Raw genomic sequence first — 21467 nt, 5'->3', positions numbered from 1 at the left:
CCCCCCCCCCCCCCCCCCCCCCCCCCCCCCCCCCCCCCCCCCCCCCCCCGCTCCTCTTATTTTCCAACGCAGAAACGCTGGAAGATCCGGTCGGTGATGTCCTCCCGCACGGAGGCGCCGGTGAGCTCCCCCAGGGCGGAGAGGGCCTCCTCCACGTCGGTAAGCAGGGCGTCCGGGGTGACGCCGGCGGACAGTCCAGCCTGGGCGCCCTCCAGCCGCTCCAGCGCCCGGGAGGCCGCCTCCTCCTGGCGGGCGTTGGTGAGCAGCTCCCCATAGGCCTCCTCCCCGGTCTGCCGGGGCAGTGCGGAGCGGATGGCCTGTTCCAGCTCCTCCAGGCCCTGTCCTGTCCTGGCGCTCAGCTCCACCACAGGGGGCATGGGGTCCAGGGACAGGAGGGGGAGGGGGGCGGAGAGGAGGTCAGACTTGCTCCGCACCAGCACGGTGGGGGCCAGAGACATGGCCTGAGACAGAAGCTCCCCGTCCTCCTGTGTCACAGGGGAGGAGCTGTCCCAAAGCACCAGGATCAGCTCTGCCGACTCCATGGCAGCCCGGCTGCGCTCCACGCCCATCTGCTCTACCCGGTCTGGGGTGTCCCGCAGGCCGGCAGTGTCGATCAGCCGCAGCAGGGTGCCCCCTACGGTGACGGTCTCCTCCACGGTGTCCCGGGTGGTGCCGGGGATCTCAGTGACAATGGCCCGTTCGTAGCCCAGCAGGGCGTTGAGCAGGGAGGACTTGCCCGCGTTGGGACGGCCCACGATGGCGCACCGCAGGCCGTGGAGGATCTGGCTGCCCCGGCGGCAGGTGGCCAGAAGGGCCCGGAGCTGGGCGGCCTGCCGGGACAGGACCACCTCCAGTTCGCTCTCCCGGAAGGGGTCGATGTCCTCGTCCGGGTAGTCCAGCACCGCGTGGAAGTGGGCCATCACGTCTACCAGGGCGGAGTAGATGCCGCCGATCCGCCGGGACAGGGCCCCGGACAGCTGTCCGGCGGCGTGGCGGGCCCCCTCCCGGCTGGAGGCTTCCAGCAGATCGCCCACCGCCTCCGCCTGCACCAGATCCAGACGGCCGTTAAGAAAGGCACGGCGGGTGAACTCCCCCGGTCCGGCCTGTCGGGCCCCGTGGGAGAAGAGGGACTCCAGCCCCAGAGAGAGCACCATGGGGGCGCCGTGGCAGTGGAGCTCAGCGGTGTCCTCACCGGTGTAGGAGGCCGGGCCCCGGGTATAGGTGGCCAGCACCTTGTCGATGACCGCCCCCTCCCGGTCCAGCAGGTCGCCGTAGATCAGGCGGCGGGGGGGATGGGCCTCCAGCGGCCGGCTGTCCGCTGCCCGGAAGGCGGCGGACGCGGCGGAGACGGCCTCCGGCCCGGACAGACGCAGGATGCCGATAGCCCCCGGCCCGGCAGGGGTGGCCACGGCGGCAATGGTGTCGGTGGTTCTCTCCATCAGAACGATACTCCTTCCTGGCGGCGCGCTTCGACAGGAAACGCAGCGGTTCCTGCAAAAAATATTTTTGTGCAAACTGGGAGGAAAAAATCCCTTGACAGGCGTTATGAAAACCGCCGGGCTGCATACGGACAGCAGAGAGTCAACATAACACCCTGTGGAAAACCCTGTGGAAACTGTGGAAAACCCGCCCGGCGGTGGAAAAGAAGGAGGGAGAGGCAGTTTCCAAGGGTATGCATCGCCCTGTATATCCGCATGTCAAAAAATCCGGGGGCGGAGTGAGGACAGGGACGGAGCGGAAAAAAGAGCGAGGAAAAAATGAAAGAATACCGCCGTGTCCGCCATGCGGCGAATACGGCGGTCCTGACTGTGAGGGGATACTCAGACCTGCTGGGAGATGCGGCGGCTGATGGCCCGGGCGGCCTGGACGCCGGAGGCGCCCGCCTGGGCCAGGCCGCGGGTGACGCCCGCCCCGTCACCCGCGGCAAAGAAGCCGGGGATGGAGGTCTCCAGCTCGCCGGACAGCTCCAGACGGGAGGAGTAGAACTTCACCTCCGCCCCGTAGAGCAGGGTGTCGTGATTGGCGGTGCCCGGGGCGATCTTGTCCAGGACGTAGATCATCTCAATGATGTCATCCAGCTGCCGCTTGGGCAGGGCCAGGGACAGGTCCCCGGGGACGGCAGCGGTGAGGGTGGGCCGGGTGAAGGACTTGCCTAACCGGTGTTCGTTGGTGCGCACGCCCTTCACCAGATCGCCGAAGCGCTGGACGAGCACGCCGCCTGCCAGCATGTTGGACAGGGAGGCGATGTGCTTGCCGTAGCGGTAGGGCTCGTTAAAGGGCTGGGTGAAGCGGTTGGACACCAGAAGGGCGAAATTGGTGTTCTCGCTGCGCAGCTTGGGGTCGGCGTAGGAGTGGCCGTTGACGGTGTTGATGCCCTCCACGTTCTCCGCCACCACGTGGCCGTAGGGATTCATGCAGAAGGTGCGCACCTGATCCCCGTACCCTTTGGTGCGGTAGACAAGCTTGGACTCGTAGACTACGTCAGTGATGTGCTCAAAGACCTGGGCGGGCAGCTCCACCCGTACGCCGATATCCACTTGGTTGTTGATGAGGTGGATGCCAAGGCCCTTGCACTCCTCGGCGAACCACTCGGCGCCGGAGCGGCCGGGGGCGGCGATGAGCCAGCGGCAGGAGAGCTCCTCACCCTTGCCCAGGGTCAGGCGGAAATCCTCGCCCTCCCGGGCGATGTGGGTGACGGGGGTGTTGAACCGGAACTCCAGCTTGTCCTTCAGCCCCTCATAGATGTTCTGGAGGATGCGCAGATTGTTCTCTGTGCCCAGGTGCTTGCACCGGGCCTGGAGCAGATGCAGGTCATAGGCCAGCGCCCGGCGCTCCAGGGCCCTGGCCTCGGGGGTGGAGGTGGAGAAGCACTCGGTGGTGGCGCCGTGGGCCACGTTGATGGAGTCCACATAGTCGATCAGCTCCATCACCTCCCGGGCGTCCATGAAGTCGGTGAGCCAGCCGCCGAACTGGGTGGTGAAGTTGAACTTTCCGTCAGAGAAGGCCCCGGCCCCGCCGAAGCCGCACATGGTGTCGCACACCGGGCAGTGGATGCACTCCTTCACCTTGCCCGCCACGATGGGGCAGCTGCGGTGGTAGATATCCCGCCCCTGGTCCAGGGCGGTGATCTTCAGGTCGGGATGGAGGCGTGCCAGCTCATAGGCGGCAAAGATGCCCGCCTCGCCGCAGCCCAGGATGACGACGTCGTACATGGGGTTCATGGGAGAGCTCCTCTCATAGTGTAGTAGAAAACAGATGGCAGGCCCGCCCAACAGGACAGACACATCTATGATAGCACAGAAATGAGAAAAAGAAAAGGGAATTGGACAAAAACAGGAGGGAAGGAGATCAATTCCGGGACAGGCGGCCCACCACCAGTTGGGCGCATAGGCCGGTGAGGGTGCCGGTAATGAGCCCGGCCAGCACCAGATAAGGGAGATAGACCAGCACCACCCAGCTCTTGGCGATGGCGGCGGCGGCCAGCAGCTGGCCCAGGTTGTGGCATACGGCGGACAGGGGGCTGCTGACCCAGAGCTGGCCCCGGCCCAGCACCCGGCGCAGGAGGAGCAGGGCGAGATAGCTGAGCAGGCCGCCCCCCAGGCTGTACAGCAGGGTCATCATCTGGCCGGAAAACACCGCGCCCAGAAAGATCCGGGAGAGGAGGATGAGCAGGGTGTCCCGGGGCCCCAGGACGAACATGGCGTAGACGGTGACGATGTTGGCCAGCCCCAGCTTGATGCCGGGGATGGGGACCGGAGGGGGCAGCTGGGCCTCAGCCAGAAAGATGGTCAGGGCGATGGCGGTGAGAAGGGCGGCCCGGGTGAGGCGGCGGGCCTGGGAGGGGCGCTTATCCTGTGGCGGAGTCAAGACCATCCCCTCCTCCCTCGATTTGAATGACCAGCCGGTTGGGCAGGCAGACCACGGGGACGGTGCCGTCGGAGATCCATCCCTGGTCCACACAGACCTGGTCCGGGCAGTCCGCGGACTCCACCCTGATCCGGCCCGGCTGGGCGGTGATGGTGTTGGTCCGTCCCTGGAACTCCACTGTAAAGGTGAGAGGGGCGGAGAGACTGTCCAGATCGATCTCCCGGATCAAGACACCGTCCTGATAGATACGGGCCATGTGCCCGCCCCCGGACCAGCGGCCCAGCAGGAGGATGGCGCCGACGGACAGCAGGGCGGCGGCGGCCAGCACGCCTACCCAGAATCTCGTGCGTTTCATAGCTGGATCACCGTCACCTCCAGGTCCTGATAGTCCTCTGCCAGCGTGAAGGAACCAGCCAGACCGGCAGTGACCCACAGGGAACCGTCCTCCAGCACCAGCACCATCTCAAAGTCCTGATGGGTCCGCCAAAAATCGGCCCCCCAGTCTGCCCCCCGGACGAACACGGCGGTGGAGAGAGCGTCGCAGTACACCCCCAGAGGAGAGACGATGGTGACGCTCTTCAGGCCGGACCGGGCGGGAGCGGCGGTCTCCGGGTCCATGATGTGCCAGTAAGTCTGGCCGTCCTCCTCAAAGTAGCGCTCATAGCCGCCGGAGGTGATGACCGCCTGGCTGCCGGTGAGCTCCAGGACCCCCAGGTAGCCGGAGCTCCCCGCCTCCGGGGTCTGGATGCCAATGCGCCAGGGAGAGCCGTCCGGCTTGTCCCCTGCGGTCCGCACGTTGCCGCCCAGATTGAAGATGGCGGGTTCCCCGCCGGCCAGCTCCGCCAGCAGATCGCTGGCCCAGCCCTTGGCGATGGAGCCCAGATCCAGCTGCATCCCCTGGGGCAGGCGGACCCGGCAGCCCTCCGGGTCCAGCTCCACCTGGGTGTAGTCGATGCGGGCGGCCAGCTCCGCCAGCTCCTCCGGTCCGGGGACACGGTACTCGCCGGTGGTGAAGCCCCAGGCATGAACGGCGGAGTAGGCGGTGATATCCAGAGCCCCCTGGGTCTCCCGGCCATAGGAGAGGGCCAGGGAGAGCAGCTGGAAGGTCTCCTGAGAGACCGGGACCCAGGCCCCTTCCCCATGGTTGATGGCGGAGATGTCGCTGTTCTCGTCGGTAACGGAGAGCAGATGCTCCAGCTGGTAGATCCTCTCCGTAGCCTGGTCCAGCACCTGCTGGCCGCTGTCACCATAGGCGGTGAGCTCCATCACGGTGTTCATGGCAAATATGGTAGAGGAGGTCTCCCTGGTCTGGGCGCAGCCGGACAGCAGCAGGGACAGCACCATGGGCAGGAACAAGAATCGGACAGAGTGCACAGCGTTACCTCCAAAGATCGGGATGTTCTGCATACACAGTGATTATTATTTTAACATATGGCCGGGGCTTTGTCATGAAAAATTGAAAAAGATATGGAGAGCCATAGATCGGAGGAGCAGGGGCCGCCTGGACGGAAATGCTGAGGGGTGGACCTGAAATACCTTTTCCGTGGAGGGGAGGTGCCCCGCGCATGCGCAGGGGATGAGAGGGCGTCTTTTCTCTCCGGGGCAGGGGGCGGAGCGTGCCGGGAGGCTGGACTTTTCAAGGGGCGGGGCCCCTTTGTCGTTGCTTTTTTCCTCGATTTGGTGTAAACTAGGGTATCATTTTATTGTCAGGAGGAGAACATCTATGGATGACAAGGTAAAAGAACTGCTGGACCGCATCAGAGACACCGCCTCCGCAGCCGCCGACACCGCGGCGGACACCGCCCGGGTGGCCGGACGGAAGGCCGGCCAGATGGTAGACGTGGCCAAGCTGAACGTCCAGCTCTTTGACCTGAACGGAGAGTTCTCGGACATTCTGAAAAAGCTGGGACAGGTGATGTACGACACCCACAGGGGCCAGGGCGGAGAGAGTACCGACGTGGCCGGCCTTCTGGAGCGGGCGGACGAGGTCTCGGAAAAGATCAGAGAGGTGAAGGCCCGCATCTCCGATCTGCGCCAGAGCCGGACCTGCCCTGCCTGCGGCGCCTCCTGCGGCAAAGAGGACAAATACTGCCGGGGCTGCGGCGCCCCTCTGTAAGGAGACGGAGATGGACTTCACATTCCAACAGTATGAAGAGAGCGCCCAGGCCATCCGCGCCCGGCTGGGCGGCTTCGCGCCCAAAGTGGCTATGATCCTGGGCTCCGGCCTGGGTTACCTGGGGGACCAGGTAGAGGGGGCGGTGACGGTCCCCTACGGCGAGATCCCTTATTTCAAATCCTCCACCGCCCCGGGGCACAAGGGCCGGCTGGTCTTCGGCACTCTGGAGGGCCAGCGGGTGGCGGTGATGCAGGGCCGCATGCACCACTATGAGGGCTACTCCTATGAGGAGGTCTCCTACGCGGTCCGGGTGCTCCGGCTGCTGGGGTGCGACACCCTCATCGTCACCAACGCCGCCGGCTGCGTCCATACGGGCTGGCAGGCGGGGGACCTGATGCTCATTACTGACCACATCAAGCTGTTCTCCCAGTCACCCCTGCGGGGGGAGAACCTGCCGGAATTCGGAGTGCGTTTTCCAGACGCCTCCAAGCTCTATACGCCCCGCCTGCAGGAGCTGGCCCGGCAGACCGCTCAGGAGCAGGGCCTCACCCTGCGGGAGGGGGTCTACTTCTACTGCTACGGCCCGCAGTACGAGACCCCTGCGGAGGTGCGGGCCGCCCGCATCCTGGGGGGTGACGCAGTGGGCATGTCCACCGCGCCGGAGGTCGTCGTGGCCGGACACTGCGGCATGGAGGTGCTGGGGATCACCCTGCTGTCCAACATGGCCGCCGGCATCCTGGACCAGCCCCTCTCCGAGCGGGAGGTGCTGGACGCCGCCGAGGCGGCGAAGGAGAAGTTCTCGGGGCTGATCCGGGCCTGTCTGCGGCGGATGTGAGCCGCACCGGCGCGCCCCTGTTCCGCAGCTTGAGGAGAAGGGAGCGTCTCTATGCTGACACTTTTTAACCGCGCGGAGCTGCTGGTCACCTGTGACATGATCCGGCTGGCCCGGGTCCGGGAAGCTCTGGCTGCCGCTGACATCGATTATATCTGCCGAGCCAAGGACCTGTCTGGCCGCGGGGGGCATACCTCCAGCTTTGGCGTGGGCCCCGGGGCCCGGGTGGAGTATAAGGTCTATGTGAAACGGACGGACCTGGAGCGGGCCAAGACTGTTTTGTAAGGAGCGAGAGGATGCCCATTTTATTTTCTGACGTGACCGTTGTGCCCATGGACGGGGCGCCGCAGGTGCTGGAACACGCCTATGTGGCGGTAGAGGGGACGAAGATCGCCTCCGTGGGGACTGAGCCCCCCGAGGGGACCTTTGACCGGGTGGTGGACGGCGCCGGGAAGGTGCTCCTCCCCGGCTTTGTCAACGCCCACACCCACCTGCCCATGACCCTGATGCGGGGCTACGGCGGGGGATGCGACCTGCACACCTGGCTCAACCAGTATATCTTTCCTGCCGAGGCGCGCCTGGACAGCCGGGCGGTGGCGGCAGGGGCCGGGCTGGGCCTGGCGGAGATGATCGCCTCCGGCGTCACCTGTGTAGCTGATATGTATATGCACACCGGGACCATCGCGGAGCAGATCCTGGAGGCGGGCATCAGTGCCAACCTGTCCTGCGGCGGGGTGTACTTCGGCGCGCCAGAGGATTTCTCCCCCGAGACCTGCGGCGACTGCCGGAACCAGGCCGCCCTGACAGAGGAGTGGCATGGGGCGGGGGCGGGCCAGATCCTGGTGGACGCCTCGGTCCACGGGGAGTACACCTCCAATCCCCCTCTGTGGCGGTGGATGGCCGAGTACGCCGCAGAGCACCGACTGGGGATGCACGTCCACGTCTCTGAGACCCAGTCGGAGCACCAGGCCAGCCTGGAGCGGTGGGGCAAGACCCCCATCCAGGCCCTGGACGGGTGCGGGGTGTGGGACTGCGGCCGCTCACTGGCGGCCCACTGCGTCTACACCACGGAGGAGGACTGGGCTCTCATGGCGGAGAAGGGGATCTCCTGTGTCCACAACCCCTGGTCCAACCTGAAGCTGGGCTCCGGGGTGGCCCCTATCCCGGCCATGATGCGGGCGGGAGTCAACGTGGCCCTGGGCACCGATGGCATGTCCTCCCACAACAGTGCCGATCTCTTCTCCGATATCAAGCTGGCCGCCGTCCTGCACAACGGGGTGGAGCGGGACCCCATGGCCGTGAATGCCTGGGCCGCCCTGGAGATGGCCACCGTCAACGGCGCCCGGGCCCTGGGCAGGGATACCGGGGTCATCGCCCCGGGAAAGACGGCGGACCTGATCCTGGTGGACCTCTCCGCCCCCAATCTCATCCCCTGTCACGACCCGGTGGAGGACCTGGTCTTTTCCGCCCACGGCTCTAATGTGGAGATGAATATGGCCCGGGGACAGGTCATATATGAGAAGGGGAGCTTTCTCACCCTGGACCTGGAGCGGGTCCGCTGGGAAGTGGAGCACTACGCCCTCCCGCTGATCTTCGGGTGAGGACCCAGTCTCACAAATTGAGGAGGATACACTATGACCCGACAAGACCAAGCGCCCCGCCGAATGGCAGCGGCCAAACCGAATACATTTTTTGGAGGAGCCGCCATCCTGGCAATGGGGATCTTGGTGGTAAAGGTCATCGGCCTGTTCTATAAGATCCCGCTGGTCAACATCATCGGCAGCGAGGGAAGCGCCGATTTCAACAACGCCTACAACATCTACTCAGTGCTGCTGACCATCTCCACCGCCGGCCTGCCGGTGGCGGTGTCCAAGATGGTGTCGGAGGCCAACGCCCTGGGGCGGCAGAACCAGGTGCACAAGGTGTTCCGCCTGTCCCTGGCAGCCTTCCTGACCCTGGGTGTGGTATCCTTCCTGATCATGTATTTTGGCTCAGAGCAGCTGGCCGGCATGATGCACGACTCCCTTGCGGCGGCGGGCATCCGCGCGCTGGCGCCGGCGGTGATCTGCGTGGGCTGCCTGTCCGCCTTCCGGGGCTATGCCCAGGGCCACGGGAATATGACGCCCACCGCGGTCTCCCAGATTCTAGAAGCGCTGTGCAAGCTGGTCATCGGACTGGGGCTTGCCTACTGGCTGGTGCGGGCAGGCCAGCCCAGCCATGTGGCGGCGGCGGGGGCCATTACCGGCGTCACGGTGGGCACCATCCTGGCCCTGGCCTATATGATCTTCAACTTCGTCTCCACCCGCATGCGGGAGGAGAAGGACACTCAGGACGCTCCGGACTCCGCCCGGCGCATCCTGTCCACCCTGATGAAGATCGCCATCCCCATCACCATCAGCTCCTCCATGGTGGGCATCGTCACCGTCATCGACTCCGCCCTGGTCCAGGGACAGATCCAGAAGGTGCTCATCTCCGACCCGGACAGCTGGGCGCTGTACCAGCAGGTGGTGGACTTCGCCCCCCTGGAGGCGGCACGGGACGCCTGGCAGCAGGCCGTGAGCTCCGGCGCGGCGGCCGAGGCGGTCTCCCAGCTCTACGGGGCGGTGGAGCTGGCGGCGGAAAATATCAGCCGTAGCCTCTATGGGAATTACAGCGGCGCACTGACCATCTATAACCTGCCCCTCTCCCTGATGGCCGCCATCACCGCCTCGGTCATCGCCGCAGTCTCCGCGGCCCTGGCCCGGCGGGACCGCCGGGGGGCGGCCAGGATCACCGGCTCCGCCCTGCGGATCACGGCTCTGCTGGCTTTCCCTATGGGGGTGGGGCTCTTCGTGCTGGGCACCCCCATCATCCGACTGATCTTTCCGGAGCTGGACGCCTCTGTGGCGGGGCCCCTGTTGTCTACCCTGGGCATCGCCTCCATCTTCGTCTGCCTGATGCTGGTGTGCAACTCTGTCCTCCAGGCCCATGGCTTCATCAATCTGCCCGTGGTCATCATGGCACTGGGGGGCGTAGTGAAGATCGTCACCAACTACAACCTGGTAGCCGTGCCCACCATCGGCATCTCCGGGGCACCGGTGGGCAATGTGCTCTGCTTCGGACTGTGCATGGTACTGGACTTGGTGGTCATCGCCCGGGTGATCCACGGCCGGCCGGACTACCTGCCTCTGCTGGCCAAGCCGGCAGCCGCGGCGGGCGTGATGGGGCTGGGGGCCTGGGCGGTGTACGGCCTGCTGTCCAAGCTGCTCAGCTATGAGGAGGTTACCCAGGCGGGGGAGACGATCCAGACCCTGGGGAAGACCGGCAACGGGATCGCGGTGATGGGAGCCATCCTGATCGCGGTCATCATCTATGCGGTTTTGGTGGTGGCTCTCCGCGCTATCTCCCGGGAGGACCTCTCCCTCATGCCTAAAGGGGACAAAATCGCGAAAATTTTGAGGCTATGAGCTGATTTCTAGTGAAAATACCTTGCAGAGGATGAGAAACTGTGGTAAATTTTCAAAGTATGGAACGATACAGCTTCCAGGACCTGAACCGGATCATGGCGCTGCTGCGCCAGCCGGGCGGCTGTCCCTGGGATCGGGAGCAGACCCACGAGAGCATCCGGCGGAACATGCTGGAGGAGGCCTATGAGGCGGTGGAAGCCATCGACGAGAAGGACCCCGGACACCTCAAGGAGGAGCTGGGGGATGTGTTGCTCCAGGTGGTTTTCCACGCCAGAATGGCGGAGGAGGAGGGGCTCTTCACCCTGGACGATGTGGTGGACGGCATCTGCAAAAAGCTGGTGTTCCGACACCCCCATGTCTTTGGCACAGTGGACGCCCGGGACTCCGGCCAGGCGCTGAACACCTGGGACGCCCAGAAGCGGGAGGAGAAGGGGCAGCGCACCGCTGCCGACACCCTGGACAGCGTGGCCAGATCCCTGCCTGCCCTGATGCGGGCGGAGAAAATCCAGGACAAGGCCAGAAAGGCGGGCTTTGACTGGGCGGAGATGGGTCCGGCGCTGGACAAGGCGGAGGAGGAGCTGGGTGAGCTGCGCCAGGCCGTGGAACAGGGGGCCAATGTGGAGGAGGAGCTGGGCGACCTGCTCTTCGCCGCCGTCAAGGTGGGCCGCTTTGCAGGGCTGGACAGTGAGCAGGCCCTGCACGGCACCTGTGAAAAGTTTATCCGCCGCTTCCGGCGGGTGGAGGAGCTGGCCGGAGGACGGCCGCTGGACAGCCTGGGACTGCACCGGCTGGAGGAGCTGTGGCAGCAGGCCAAGCAGGATGAGGCTTAAAGGCTGAAAAGCTTTAAGTAATATTATTCAAAAGACTGGCGCACAGGCGCCGAAACATGCTTTAGGAGGAAATCACAATGAATAAGACCGAACTGATCAATGCCGTGGCTGAGAAGGCTGAGCTGTCCAAGAAGGACGCGGAGGCCGCCGTGACCGCCATGATCGACGCCATTACCGGCGCTCTGGTGGAAGGCGAGAAGGTCCAGCTGGTCGGCTTTGGCGCCTTTGAGGTGAAGGCCCGTGCCGAGCGTGTCGGCCGCAACCCCCAGACCAAGGAGACCATCACCATCCCCGCCTCCAAGACTCCCGTGTTCAAGGCTGGCAAGGCCCTGAAGGACGCCGTCTCCAAGTAAGCAGGATTATAGAAAAAGGGGGTGCCTTCGCCCCCCCCTTTTCTCCATGGAGGAATACGATGCGATTGGATAAATGGCTGAAGGTATCCCGCCTGATCAAGCGGAGGACCGTGGCAAATGAGGCCTGTGACAACGCCCGGGTCATGGCAAACGGACGGCCGGTGAAGGCCAGCTATGACGTAAAGGAGGGGGATGTGCTGGAGCTGCGGTTCGGAGAGAGAACGGTCAAGGTGGAGGTGCTGGTAGTGGCAGAGCACATGGGCAAGACCGAAGCGGCCGCTATGTACCGGGAGATCCTTTAGAGAAATAAGAAAGCGCGCTACCCCCCAAAACAGGGGCGGCGCGCTTTTGTCATTCAGCTGTGTTCCCGGATGCTGGACATCTCCTGGGCGATGTTCAGGACATGGTCGCCAATGCGTTCGAAGTCGGTGAGCAGCTCAGAGTAAAGGATACAGGCCTCATCAGAACAGATCCCGGCCTTCATCCGCTCCAGCTGATCCTTGCGGAACAGGTCGGTCATGTCATCGATGCGCTGCTCCAGAGCAGAGACGTCCGTCAGCCAGAGCAGGTCGCCAGCCTCCCGCTGATGCAGGGCGTTCAGCGCCTCCAGACAGATGTCCCGCATCTGGCAGATCTCCTCCTGAGCCTGGGCGGAGAACTGGATGTGCCGTTCCTCCAGCAGCTTGGAGTAGCCGCAGATGTTGATGGCGTGGTCGCCGATGCGCTCGATATTGCCGGTGATGGTAAAATAGCTGCTGACGATGCTGGAACCCTGCTCGTTGGTCTCATAGGTGATGAGACGGGAGATATACTTGGAGATCTCCTTATTGAGGAAATCCAAGTAGCTCTCCATCTTCTCGGCCTTGGTCAGAAGACTGCTGTTCCGACTGAGCACCGCGTCAAAGCTGGTCTCGATGTTGTCCTGGGCCATATCCAGCATCCGATCCAGTTCCTGCTGCAGCTGGCCGATGTGGATAGCGGAGGCGCCCAGGTTGCCGTCCTTGCTGCTGACCTGGACGGGGGTCAGGTATTCCAAGTGCATCTCGTCCCGGTTCTCCTCCGGCTGCTCGGGCAGGATACGCACCGCCAGGCTGGCCAGTTGATTGCCCAGAGGAAGTAGCAGAAGGGTAGTGACAATATTGAAAATAGTGTGCATGTTGGCAATCTGGGCAGCCGGCGCATCAGGGGTAAAGGAGGCCACCAGATCGGCCAAGGGAAACAGGATGCAGAGGATGGTAAAGAGCACCGTGCCGATGATGTTGAACATCAGGTGGATGATAGTAGCACGTTTGGCGCTGCGGCTGGTGCCGATGGAGGCCAGGACCGCAGTGATACAGGTACCGATATTCTGGCCAAAGAGGATGAACACAGAACTGGAAAAGCTGATGGCACCGCTGGTGGCCAGAGCCTGAAGGATGCCCACTGAGGCCGAAGAGGACTGGATCAGGGCGGTAAACAGGGCGCCCACGGCGATGCCCAGCAGGGGGTTGGAGAATCTGGTCATCAGGTCCACAAAGGCCTGGGAGTCACGCAGAGGCATCATGGAGGAGCTCATCATCTCCATGCCGATAAACAGCACGCCGAGACCGGCCATGATCTGGCCGATGTGGTGGGCCCTGGGCATCTTGACAAAGACCACCATGGCCACGCCGATGAAAGCGAAGAGAGGGGCAAGGGCGCCCACGTCCAGAGCAATCAGCTGTCCGGTGATAGTGGTGCCGATATTGGCGCCCATGATGATCCAGACCGCCTGGTTCAGGGTCATCATCCCGGAATTGACGAAGCCCACCACCATGACTGTGGTGGCGGAGGAGGACTGGATCACGGCGGTGATGCCCGCGCCCACCAGGACGCCCAGAAAACGGTTGGCAGTCAGCCGCTCCAGGATCAGCTTCATCTTGCTGCCGGCAGCGGCCTCCAGGCCGGAGCTCATCATCTGCATGCCGTACAGGAACAGCGCGAGACCGCCCAAAAGACTCAGAAGGCCTGAAACAGACATAGGGATTCCTCCTTCAATCAACACAGCTTCCGCCGAGAGGAGCGAAACAAAGGGCATGGAAAAAGCATAACCCACATCATAAGATGATCGGCGCGGGCTATGCTTGAAAACTGTACCAACAGGGTTCCACATCAAGACCATGTTCAATACCGGAATATTCTGCAATGATATTATAAGGGGGAAGGTTTCCCAGTGTCAATACCATTCTTGGACAAAATTTGACAGACGGACCATAGGACTGTTTTGCGAGATGCGCACACTGGGGTAGAAAAGCGAAATGTCTACCAAAAGTCTACCAAAAAAGGGCGGCGGTGGCCTGGAGTTTCAGGGCCTTGCTGCCCCTTCTGTTTTCATGTGTCTACCAAATGTCTACCAGGGAAACTTTTTAGGCGTAATCTCGGGGATTTTTCCCTTGATCTCCCCCTTTTTATAACCAATTCCTCCTGTGTCAGAAGTGTTGTACAGGCATAGTGGGCCGAAATGTTCTGGAAAAGGCCCGGTTTGTCAGAAAACAGCGACTTTTGTCAATATAAAAAGGAGGAATATCCAATGAGAAACCTGAAGCGTGCTCTCAGCCTGGCTCTGGCTTCCGTTATGCTCCTGGGCATGATGGTCGTGGGCTCCAGCGCTAAGGGCCTTGACGACTTCAGCGACAACGCTGAGATCGTCAACAAGGACGCCGTGGCGGTCACCTCTGCCATCGGCCTCTTTGACGGCTACGAGGACGGGTCCTTCGGCCCCGAGAACGTAGTCACCCGCGCCGAGATGGCGGTCATCATCTGCACCATGCTGTATGGCGCCGGTGTGAACGTCAACCAGTTCGCGGAGACCAATGTGTTCACCGACGTCCCCGCCTGGGCGCAGGGCTATGTGAACCTGTGCTCCAGCCTGGGCATCGTGGCCGGCGTGGGCGACGGCAAGTTCGACCCCAACGCCACCGTGACCACCGCGCAGGCCGTGCTGATGCTGTGCCGCGCCCTGGGCTACTTCCAGAGCGCCGCTGACTTCGGCGACAACTGGATGCTGGCCGCCACCGCTAAGGGCACTCAGCTGGGCCTGTACGGCGACCTGAAGCTGACCGCCAACGAGGGCCTGACCCGCGACAACGTGGCCGAGCTGGTGTTCAACGCCCTGACCAAGGCTGTGCCCGTCCAGTACAATGAGCTGCTGGGTGTGTACTACAACGAGAACCAGGGCATCATCTACTCCCTGGAGTTCAACTACCTGCAGACCCTGGGCTACAAGAACTTCGACCTGGTGTACCGCACCGACACCGAGACCATCTACGGCCGTCCCGCCACCACCTGGGGCACCGGCTCTTACAACGCCCGCACCGATGCCGGCACCACTCAGAAGGACGAGTATCTGACTGAGAACGGCGGCCTGATCGCCGACAAGGTCCGGATGCTGGACAAGGACGAGATCATCACCGTCCCCAACACCCCCGACTACGTCTACACCGCTAACACTGATGAGCAGGACGTCTACAAGGATCTGGGCGCTACCGTCTGCAACAACGCCCGGAACCAGGATGAGGAGTACACCTGGACTGTCTTTGTCAACGGCGAGGAAGTGTTCTCTGGCGTGACCAACGAGACTAAGAACGGCGAGATCCCCGGCCTGAATGATGACGCCACCTACGGCGCCGATGATGAAAAGAACCTCATCCCTGAAAATGAGAAGACCAAGTATCAGTTCACTGACAAGGGCACTGTCACCGAGATCTACATCGATGACTACACCCTGGACGTGACTGTGGTAGAGATCAACTACTACCTGGGCGAGGTCACCACTGTCAAGGACGACGATGACGGCACCTATGTGAGCGTGCGCGCCCTGTCTGACGAGCCCAAGAGTCTGGACGACCGCACTTTCTACACCTCCGACTTCGAGGAGGATGACTATGTTGTCTTCACCGTGGACTTCGACGAGGACGAGGACTTCTACATCTGCGAGCTGATGGCTCCCGAGACCGTCACCGGTGAGGTCACCCGCGTAGACAAGAACACCGGCGAAAGCGATGAGGACAATGACAACACCTATGTCCGCATCGACGGCAACAAGTACACCTATGCCAGCAAGAACCACAACGTCTATGACCTGGATGAAGGCAAGCGGCAGCACCCCACTCTGAACGAGGACTACACCCTGTACATGACTCCCGAGGGATATATCCTGGGCTACGCTCTGGCTGACCAGTCCCCCGACCAGTATCTGTACGTGGAGGACTCCGATGAGGAGATGGGCGACTGGCAGGCCAAGGTCGTTCTGGAGGACGGCACCTCCGCCAAGGTAGAGCTGAAGAACGACTACGTCAAGGTCAAGAACGGTACCAACTATTCCATCGAGTGGGTGAAGGAGAACGGCCAGCCCTTCGGCGAGGATGAGCAGATCCGGAAGGTCCGCACCAGCATCGACGGCCATGTCTTCTCTTACACCGTCAACGATGACGGTGTCTACACTCTGACCATGGCCGATCACCTCTGCTGGAACACCATCGACGCTGACCAGGCGAAGGTGACCGACGTCCAGATCCACAACGGCAAGGCCTATATTGAGGCCGGTGTCAATGAGATCATCGTGGACCGGGATACCATCTTTGTGGACGTGGACAACAACGTGGCCTACACCGGCTATGATGAGGTCCCCAACGTGGACAATGCCGACATCGCCTATGCCAAGGACGGCCGCACCGCTGAGGTGGTCTTCATCGTCAACGGCGAGATCTACGACGAGAACAGCACCTACTTCATGCTGGCCAAGAAGGACCGCGAGTCCCTGAACAAGGACGATGACTTCTGGGAGTACACCCAGGCCTATGTGGACGGCCAGAAGCAGAACGTGATCGTGGCCTATGACGCCCTTCAGAAGTGGGATGACGCCAAGGGCGAGTGGGTCAAGGACGAGGACAATGAGGGCAAGTCCCTGAAGGTCGGCGTGCTTTACAAGGCCGTTAAGAGCGACTCGGACGGCTACTTCACCGCCATCCGCCCTGTGGAGCTGGCTGATGAGTATGTGACCGAGGTTGCCAATGACGCCTTCTGGGTCACCGACAACCACAGCTACGCGGAGAAGGACTGGATCAAGTACGACACCGACGGCGAGACCATCTTTGTCGTGGTGGAGCAGACCTACGACAAGAAGGGCAACAAGGATAAGCTGGTCATCGACGATGGCAACATCGACGACATGTTTGTCAGCGTGAAAGCGAATGGCGATATCGTTCCTGACGAGGACGGTTACTACTCCTATGTCTCCGTCATCGAGGAGGATGAGGAGTACGCCGAGCTGGTCTACATCTGGCTGACCAAGGATGAGCTCACCTATAGTGATGAGGATGCCGCCGTGGCTGACCTGGGGAAGGTGACCGGCCTGGATGGCAAGACCGCTGAGCAGCTGGCTGACCTGCTGACCGACATCCAGGACAACCTGGACAAGAAGGTCTCCCCCAAGACCCTGAAAGACCTCAAGGCCGCTGTGGATGAGATCAAGGCCGCTCAGAAGGCCCTGACTGATGCTCAGAATAATGCCAAGGCCGCTCTGAATGACTATGCGGATAATATCCTGGACACTTACGAGGGCAAGCTGACCGCCAAGCAGGCCCGCGATATCGCCGCCGCCGTTGATGCGGGCGAGGAGGCTATCGACGCCGCTGCCAAGACTGGCGTGAATGGCGCTCTGGATGGTGCCAAGGCGGCCATCGACGAGGTGGCCAAGGATGCTGTCGACGAGACTGCCGACGAGAAGCTGGTAGCTGATGCTGGGGCTGCAATTCCCGCTGAAGTGACCGTTAAGGAGCGCGCTTCTACCGGTGACAAGCCCACTGGCCAGCAGCTGAATCAGTACACCCTGAAGGACTACAAGATCGATGGTGTGACCTACACTGTCTCCGATCCCGCTGATTGGAACACCCTGACTGCTGGTACGGATGATACCTATGTGGGAACCGCTACCGTGACTATGACCGCCGGTAAGGCGACTGCGACCAAGGAGATCAAGGTCTCCTTCGTGGCCACCGACTATGAGAACGTCAAGGAAGCCGCAGAGGCGATCGGCACAGAGGTGCGCGTTGAGGTCAAGGCGAGCGAGATTTCCTCCGGAGTCGACACCGCTATCAAGACTGCTCTGGAGGCCAAGTGTGAGGGCGTCGAGATTACCGCTACGGTGAATGGTACTGTGAGCGGTAGTGAGGGCGACATTCTCTATAAGACCGCTGAGATCACCATTGCTGATAAGACTGTGTCCGCCACTAGCTACGAAGTTACGATCGATGTGACTATCGATGTAACTGCGGGCTAATTCTGGTTGAATACTTCTCAATCATGTACTGCCGCCCCCCGAAATTCGGGGGGCGGCGCTTTTCCTATTTGACCGCGTAAAACGCGAATGCGCTCCCGCTGCTGATGGTCCCCCCCTCGCTGTGTAGCCGCAGGTGGGTGAGCGCAGCGGCGGTCAGACTGTTCAGGGTGTAAAAGCTGTTAAGCCCGGAGGAATCTGTGCCCTTTTCATTCAGCGAGGCCCCGTTGATATAACAGCCCAGCCGGCCGCTGGCGCCGCACCGCCGCAGGACGATCACCCCGGTCCCGCAGGTCCCCCGCTGATATTTCAGCCCGATGGCCGTTCCGGTGGACCCCAAGGCGGACACATAATAAGCCTCACCATCGTTGAAGGACAGTTTGATCTCCCCGCTTCCCCGCAGGTCGTAACGCAGCTGGAGCTCCCAGTACCCTGTCCAGTCCGGGACCGGAAGATCAAAGCTGGAGGCCGCTGTGTTCAAGGCAGTCCGTCCTAGAAAGACCATCCGATTCTCCTCCCGCAGTTGTGAGACTGCCCCATCAAGAGCTACCTGCTCCGCCTTGCCTCTCTCCAGAGCGGAGACACGCTTCTCCGCCGCTGTCAGGGCGGTCTTGTCCGCCTTCTGGCTCACTACGGAGGACAGGTTGGTCACCGTAGATTTGTCGGCTTTTCGCCCCGCCTGCTCCGCCAGGGCGCGGAGCGCTCCGTCGATCTTGGCGTTGTCGGAGTTGAAGTCCACCCGCTCCACCTTGTCCACGGCCTCCCACTGGGAGAGCCCATAATACTGCGTCTGTCCGCTTGCCATAAAAAATCCCTCCTGTCCTGACTGGGCCCGGCAGATCCGGACCCGCTCAAAACCGGAGGGAAAAGCTGTTTTGTGAGACGTTTCAATACAAATTATGGAAGTAAAGCAAAACTGTGCTCATTTTGCCCCGCCTGTGCAGGGCTCACGGGCATTTTTTGAGGGGAGTGCTGGGATACGGCCCGATGAGGACATCGGACCCCGCAAAAAGGGAGGCATCTGTGGACGCAGATACCTCCCTTCTTGATGAGACAGTCGGGGAATACCGCCCGCAGGCCGGCCCCGCCCACTGCGAGCCCGACGAAGCGGGATGCAGTGGGAAAGAAAGGACAGCAAAACGAGCGTACCCTGACTTATAAAATAAGTCGGAGCAAGCGATACAAAACTTGCTCCGACGTGGAAGGGACGGTTAAAATCTGGGCTATAGAGATGTCAGACCGGTCTTCTGACCGGCGGCGCTGATGCGCCGTAAATTCGCAGGTCCGCAGGACTAAACAATTGCGCAGGGAGGGCTTTGAACGACAGAGCATCGAAATGCCAAAGGGAGCGGCACCCAAAAAGAAAGACACGACAAAAGTCGTGTCTTTCTTTTTGGTGCGCGAGGCGGGACTTGAACCCGCACGTGCGTAATGCACACTAGAACCTGAATCTAGCGAGTCTGCCAATTCCACCACTCGCGCATATTGGCGGCACACAGAAAACGCTCAGTGCAGGTGATATATTAGCATAACTTGGTCCTGCTGTCAACACTTTTTGCGGAAAAACGTCAGCCGAAATGAAAAAAGATGGGTGCATAAAGAGAGGAGCAGTACAATAAAAATGATTGACAGAGCGTGGTCCCGCGTGGTAAGCTAGATAAACATATAAGGGAGTAGTCGGCGCGCCGCGCGGCAGAGTCAACAAACTGGAGGAAAGTCCTCCTGGCTCTGCATGAAACGATGAGACTTATCTGTCGTGGGGACAGATAGGTCTTTTCTTTTGCCCGTTCCAGGGTCGGGGAGGACCGGCTGCGTGTGAGGAGGAACCACAATATGAGCCTGTGGGAATTGTTTGTTATTGCGGTAGGACTGTCTATGGACGCCTTTGCAGTGGCCATATGCAAGGGACTTTCGGTGGGGCGGGTCAGGGGAAGCCACGCCGTGACGGCAGGAATCTATTTCGGCGGCTTTCAGATGCTGATGCCTCTTCTGGGCTATCTGCTGGGGGTGCGCTTTCAAGAGATCATCGCAGGAGTGGACCACTGGATCGCCTTCCTCCTGCTGGGGCTGATCGGAGCGAACATGATCCGGGAGTCCCGGGGCGGGGAAGAGCACGTGGACAGCTCCTTCCGCCCCCGGTCCATGCTGCCCCTGGCGGTGGCCACCAGCATCGACGCACTGGCGGTGGGAGTGACCTTCGCCTTTCTGCGGGTGGAGATCGGGCCGGCCGTTTCCTGCATCGGTGTCATCACCTTCCTGCTGTCGGCGGCGGGCGTGTATATCGGCGGAGCTTTTGGGGACCGCTTCCAGGGCAAAGCGGAGCTTGCCGGCGGGGTGATCCTGGTCCTGATGGGGAGCAAGATTCTGCTGGAGCATCTGGGGTTCCTTGGCTGAGGGGAGAGAAAGACAGGCTCCATTCTTGTACAGGGAAGCATAATGTGGTATAGTGGTCCTGACAGCGGCGCTCCGCGTGCTGTGTGAAGGCGGGGCGGCTTCTGAACTGGGAAATGGAGTGTGGAGAGTATGAAAAAAATACTGAGCAGTCTTCCCGTCCGTCTGATCATCGGCGTGGTGATCGGCATCATCATCGGTCTGGGCTCTGCGGACCTGTGGATCGGAGGCACCGACGTGGGCGGCACGATCATGCAGGTGGTACTGACGCTGAAAAACCTGCTGGGCTCACTGATCAATTTCTGTGTCCCGCTGATCATCATCGGCTTTATTGCCCCGTCTATCACCCGTCTGCGGAGCAATGCCTCCCGGATGCTGGTCCTGGCGCTGGCACTGGCCTATACCTCCTCAGTATGCGCCGCACTGATGTCAATGGGGGCCGGCTACGCCATCATCCCCGGCCTGTCCATCCAGTCGGCGGCGGAGGGGCTGAGGAAGGCGCCGGAGCTGCTGTTCAACCTGGACATCGCGCCCGTCATGTCGGTGATGTCCGCGCTGGTCTTTTCTGTGCTGGTGGGCCTGGCGGCCACCTGGACCCGGGCCAAGGTCATCACCCAGGTGCTGGAGGAGTTCCAGCGGGTGGTGCTGGCGGTGGTCTCTCGGGTGGTGATCCCCATCCTGCCCTTCTTTATCGCGGGCACCTTCTGCGGGCTGGCCTATGAGGGCAGCATCACCCGCCAGCTGCCCGTCTTCCTCATCGTGATCCTGATCGTGATGGTGGGACACTACCTCTGGCTGGCAGTTCTGTATCTGCTGGCGGGGCTCTACTCCGGGGAGAAGCCCTGGGAGGTCCTGCGCCACTACGGGCCCGCCTACCTCACCGCGGTGGGCACTATGTCCTCCGCGGCCACCCTGGCCGTGGCCCTGGAGGGAGCACGGAAGTCCAAGGTGCTGCGCCGGGACATGGTGGACTTCGGCATCCCCCTGTTTGCCAACATCCACCTGTGCGGCTCAGTGCTCACCGAGGTGTTCTTCGTGATGACAGTGTCCAAGGTGCTCTACGGTGAGCTGCCCTCCCTGCCCACAATGATCCTCTTCTGCTTCCTGCTGGGTGTCTTTGCGGTGGGGGCGCCCGGCGTGCCCGGCGGCACGGTGATGGCCTCCCTGGGCCTGATCATCAGCGTAGTGGGCTTCGACAATGACGGCACCGGCCTGATGATGACCATCTTTGCGCTTCAGGACAGCTTTGGCACCGCCTGCAACATCACCGGAGACGGGGCGCCGTCGAACTTGGCGGGAGCGGTCTTGACGATCAGCTCCATGGCCTCATTGGTATC

Annotated in this window: 18 protein-coding genes and 1 tRNA gene; 11 read left to right on the top strand and 8 right to left on the bottom strand. The window is 61.9% G+C overall.

Going from position 1 to position 21467, the window contains the following annotated elements; genetic code table 11:
• Positions 1-56 precede the first annotated feature (56 nt).
• The 5 genes from mnmE to NE584_RS16020 all read right to left on the bottom strand — a co-directional run bounded on the left by mnmE (position 57) and on the right by NE584_RS16020 (position 5241).
• Positions 57-1439 (bottom strand): tRNA uridine-5-carboxymethylaminomethyl(34) synthesis GTPase MnmE, encoded by a 1383-nt coding sequence (gene mnmE, locus NE584_RS16040; protein WP_108980374.1) that lies wholly within the window; start codon positions 1437-1439, stop codon positions 57-59.
• Positions 1440-1820: 381 nt separating this feature from the next.
• Positions 1821-3221, bottom strand: coding sequence for an NAD(P)/FAD-dependent oxidoreductase (locus NE584_RS16035; protein WP_108980375.1), 1401 nt, complete (start codon positions 3219-3221; stop codon positions 1821-1823).
• Between the two features lie 127 nt (positions 3222-3348).
• Positions 3349-3867: a Gx transporter family protein gene (locus NE584_RS16030; RefSeq protein WP_242850279.1), complete on the bottom strand. Its 519-nt coding sequence runs from the start codon at positions 3865-3867 to the stop codon at positions 3349-3351.
• Positions 3848-4222: a NusG domain II-containing protein gene (locus tag NE584_RS16025; protein WP_108980377.1), complete on the bottom strand. Its 375-nt coding sequence runs from the start codon at positions 4220-4222 to the stop codon at positions 3848-3850. Before NE584_RS16025 ends, NE584_RS16030 begins: the two co-directional genes overlap by 20 nt.
• A complete protein-coding gene (locus NE584_RS16020) occupies positions 4219-5241 on the bottom strand; it encodes an FAD:protein FMN transferase (RefSeq protein ID WP_256183239.1) in 1023 nt (340 codons plus the stop codon). The genes NE584_RS16025 and NE584_RS16020 overlap by 4 nt, the downstream gene beginning before the upstream one ends.
• 349 nt (positions 5242-5590) lie before the next feature.
• Between NE584_RS16020 and NE584_RS16015 the strand changes: the two genes are divergently transcribed.
• From NE584_RS16015 to NE584_RS15980, 8 genes are all read left to right on the top strand, one after another.
• The gene (locus NE584_RS16015; RefSeq protein WP_256183238.1) at positions 5591-5983 is read left to right on the top strand and encodes a zinc ribbon domain-containing protein; all 393 of its coding nucleotides are present in this window, start codon (positions 5591-5593) and stop codon (positions 5981-5983) included.
• 10 nt (positions 5984-5993) lie between these two features.
• Positions 5994-6818, top strand: a complete 825-nt coding sequence (locus NE584_RS16010) for a purine-nucleoside phosphorylase (RefSeq protein ID WP_108980379.1) — start codon at positions 5994-5996, stop codon at positions 6816-6818.
• 51 nt (positions 6819-6869) lie between these two features.
• Complete coding sequence (locus NE584_RS16005) at positions 6870-7100, top strand: hypothetical protein (RefSeq protein ID WP_108980380.1); 231 nt, start codon at positions 6870-6872, stop codon at positions 7098-7100.
• Positions 7101-7111: 11 nt separating this feature from the next.
• Positions 7112-8416 (top strand): amidohydrolase family protein, encoded by a 1305-nt coding sequence (locus NE584_RS16000; protein ID WP_256183237.1) that lies wholly within the window; start codon positions 7112-7114, stop codon positions 8414-8416.
• A 33-nt stretch (positions 8417-8449) separates the two neighbouring features.
• Entirely contained in the window at positions 8450-10261 is a 1812-nt protein-coding gene (locus tag NE584_RS15995) for a polysaccharide biosynthesis protein (RefSeq protein ID WP_242850280.1), read from the top strand.
• 41 nt (positions 10262-10302) lie between these two features.
• Entirely contained in the window at positions 10303-11091 is a 789-nt protein-coding gene (mazG, locus tag NE584_RS15990) for a nucleoside triphosphate pyrophosphohydrolase (RefSeq protein WP_108980382.1), read from the top strand.
• 77 nt (positions 11092-11168) lie between these two features.
• Positions 11169-11444: an HU family DNA-binding protein gene (locus NE584_RS15985; RefSeq protein WP_050623318.1), complete on the top strand. Its 276-nt coding sequence runs from the start codon at positions 11169-11171 to the stop codon at positions 11442-11444.
• Positions 11445-11503: 59 nt separating this feature from the next.
• Positions 11504-11746, top strand: coding sequence for an RNA-binding S4 domain-containing protein (locus NE584_RS15980; protein WP_108980383.1), 243 nt, complete (start codon positions 11504-11506; stop codon positions 11744-11746).
• A gap of 53 nt (positions 11747-11799) precedes the next feature.
• Here NE584_RS15980 and NE584_RS15975 read toward each other — a convergent pair whose 3' ends face one another.
• Positions 11800-13443 (bottom strand): Na/Pi cotransporter family protein, encoded by a 1644-nt coding sequence (locus tag NE584_RS15975; RefSeq protein ID WP_256183236.1) that lies wholly within the window; start codon positions 13441-13443, stop codon positions 11800-11802.
• A gap of 549 nt (positions 13444-13992) precedes the next feature.
• On the opposite strand from NE584_RS15975, the gene NE584_RS15970 reads away from it, so the two are divergent.
• A complete protein-coding gene (locus NE584_RS15970) occupies positions 13993-17742 on the top strand; it encodes an S-layer homology domain-containing protein (RefSeq protein ID WP_256183235.1) in 3750 nt (1249 codons plus the stop codon).
• Positions 17743-17806: 64 nt separating this feature from the next.
• On the opposite strand, the gene NE584_RS15965 is transcribed toward NE584_RS15970, so the two are convergent.
• Both NE584_RS15965 and NE584_RS15960 read right to left on the bottom strand, forming a co-directional pair.
• Positions 17807-18544 (bottom strand): hypothetical protein, encoded by a 738-nt coding sequence (locus NE584_RS15965; RefSeq protein WP_256183234.1) that lies wholly within the window; start codon positions 18542-18544, stop codon positions 17807-17809.
• A gap of 589 nt (positions 18545-19133) precedes the next feature.
• A tRNA-Leu gene (locus NE584_RS15960) sits at positions 19134-19221 on the bottom strand.
• Positions 19222-19572: 351 nt separating this feature from the next.
• Between NE584_RS15960 and NE584_RS15955 the strand changes: the two genes are divergently transcribed.
• On the top strand, positions 19573-20133 hold the full coding sequence (locus tag NE584_RS15955; RefSeq protein ID WP_050623323.1) for a manganese efflux pump MntP family protein: 561 nt from the start codon (positions 19573-19575) through the stop codon (positions 20131-20133).
• A gap of 129 nt (positions 20134-20262) precedes the next feature.
• A partial coding sequence (locus NE584_RS15950) for a cation:dicarboxylase symporter family transporter (protein WP_256183232.1) occupies positions 20263-21467 on the top strand: 1205 nt, incomplete at its 3' end.

The sequence above is a fragment of the Clostridium sp. DFI.5.61 genome (assembly GCF_024462915.1).
In the GTDB taxonomy this organism is placed as follows: Bacteria; Bacillota; Clostridia; order Oscillospirales; family Oscillospiraceae; genus Lawsonibacter; species Lawsonibacter asaccharolyticus.
This window is presented reverse-complemented; position numbering and strand designations above follow the sequence as displayed.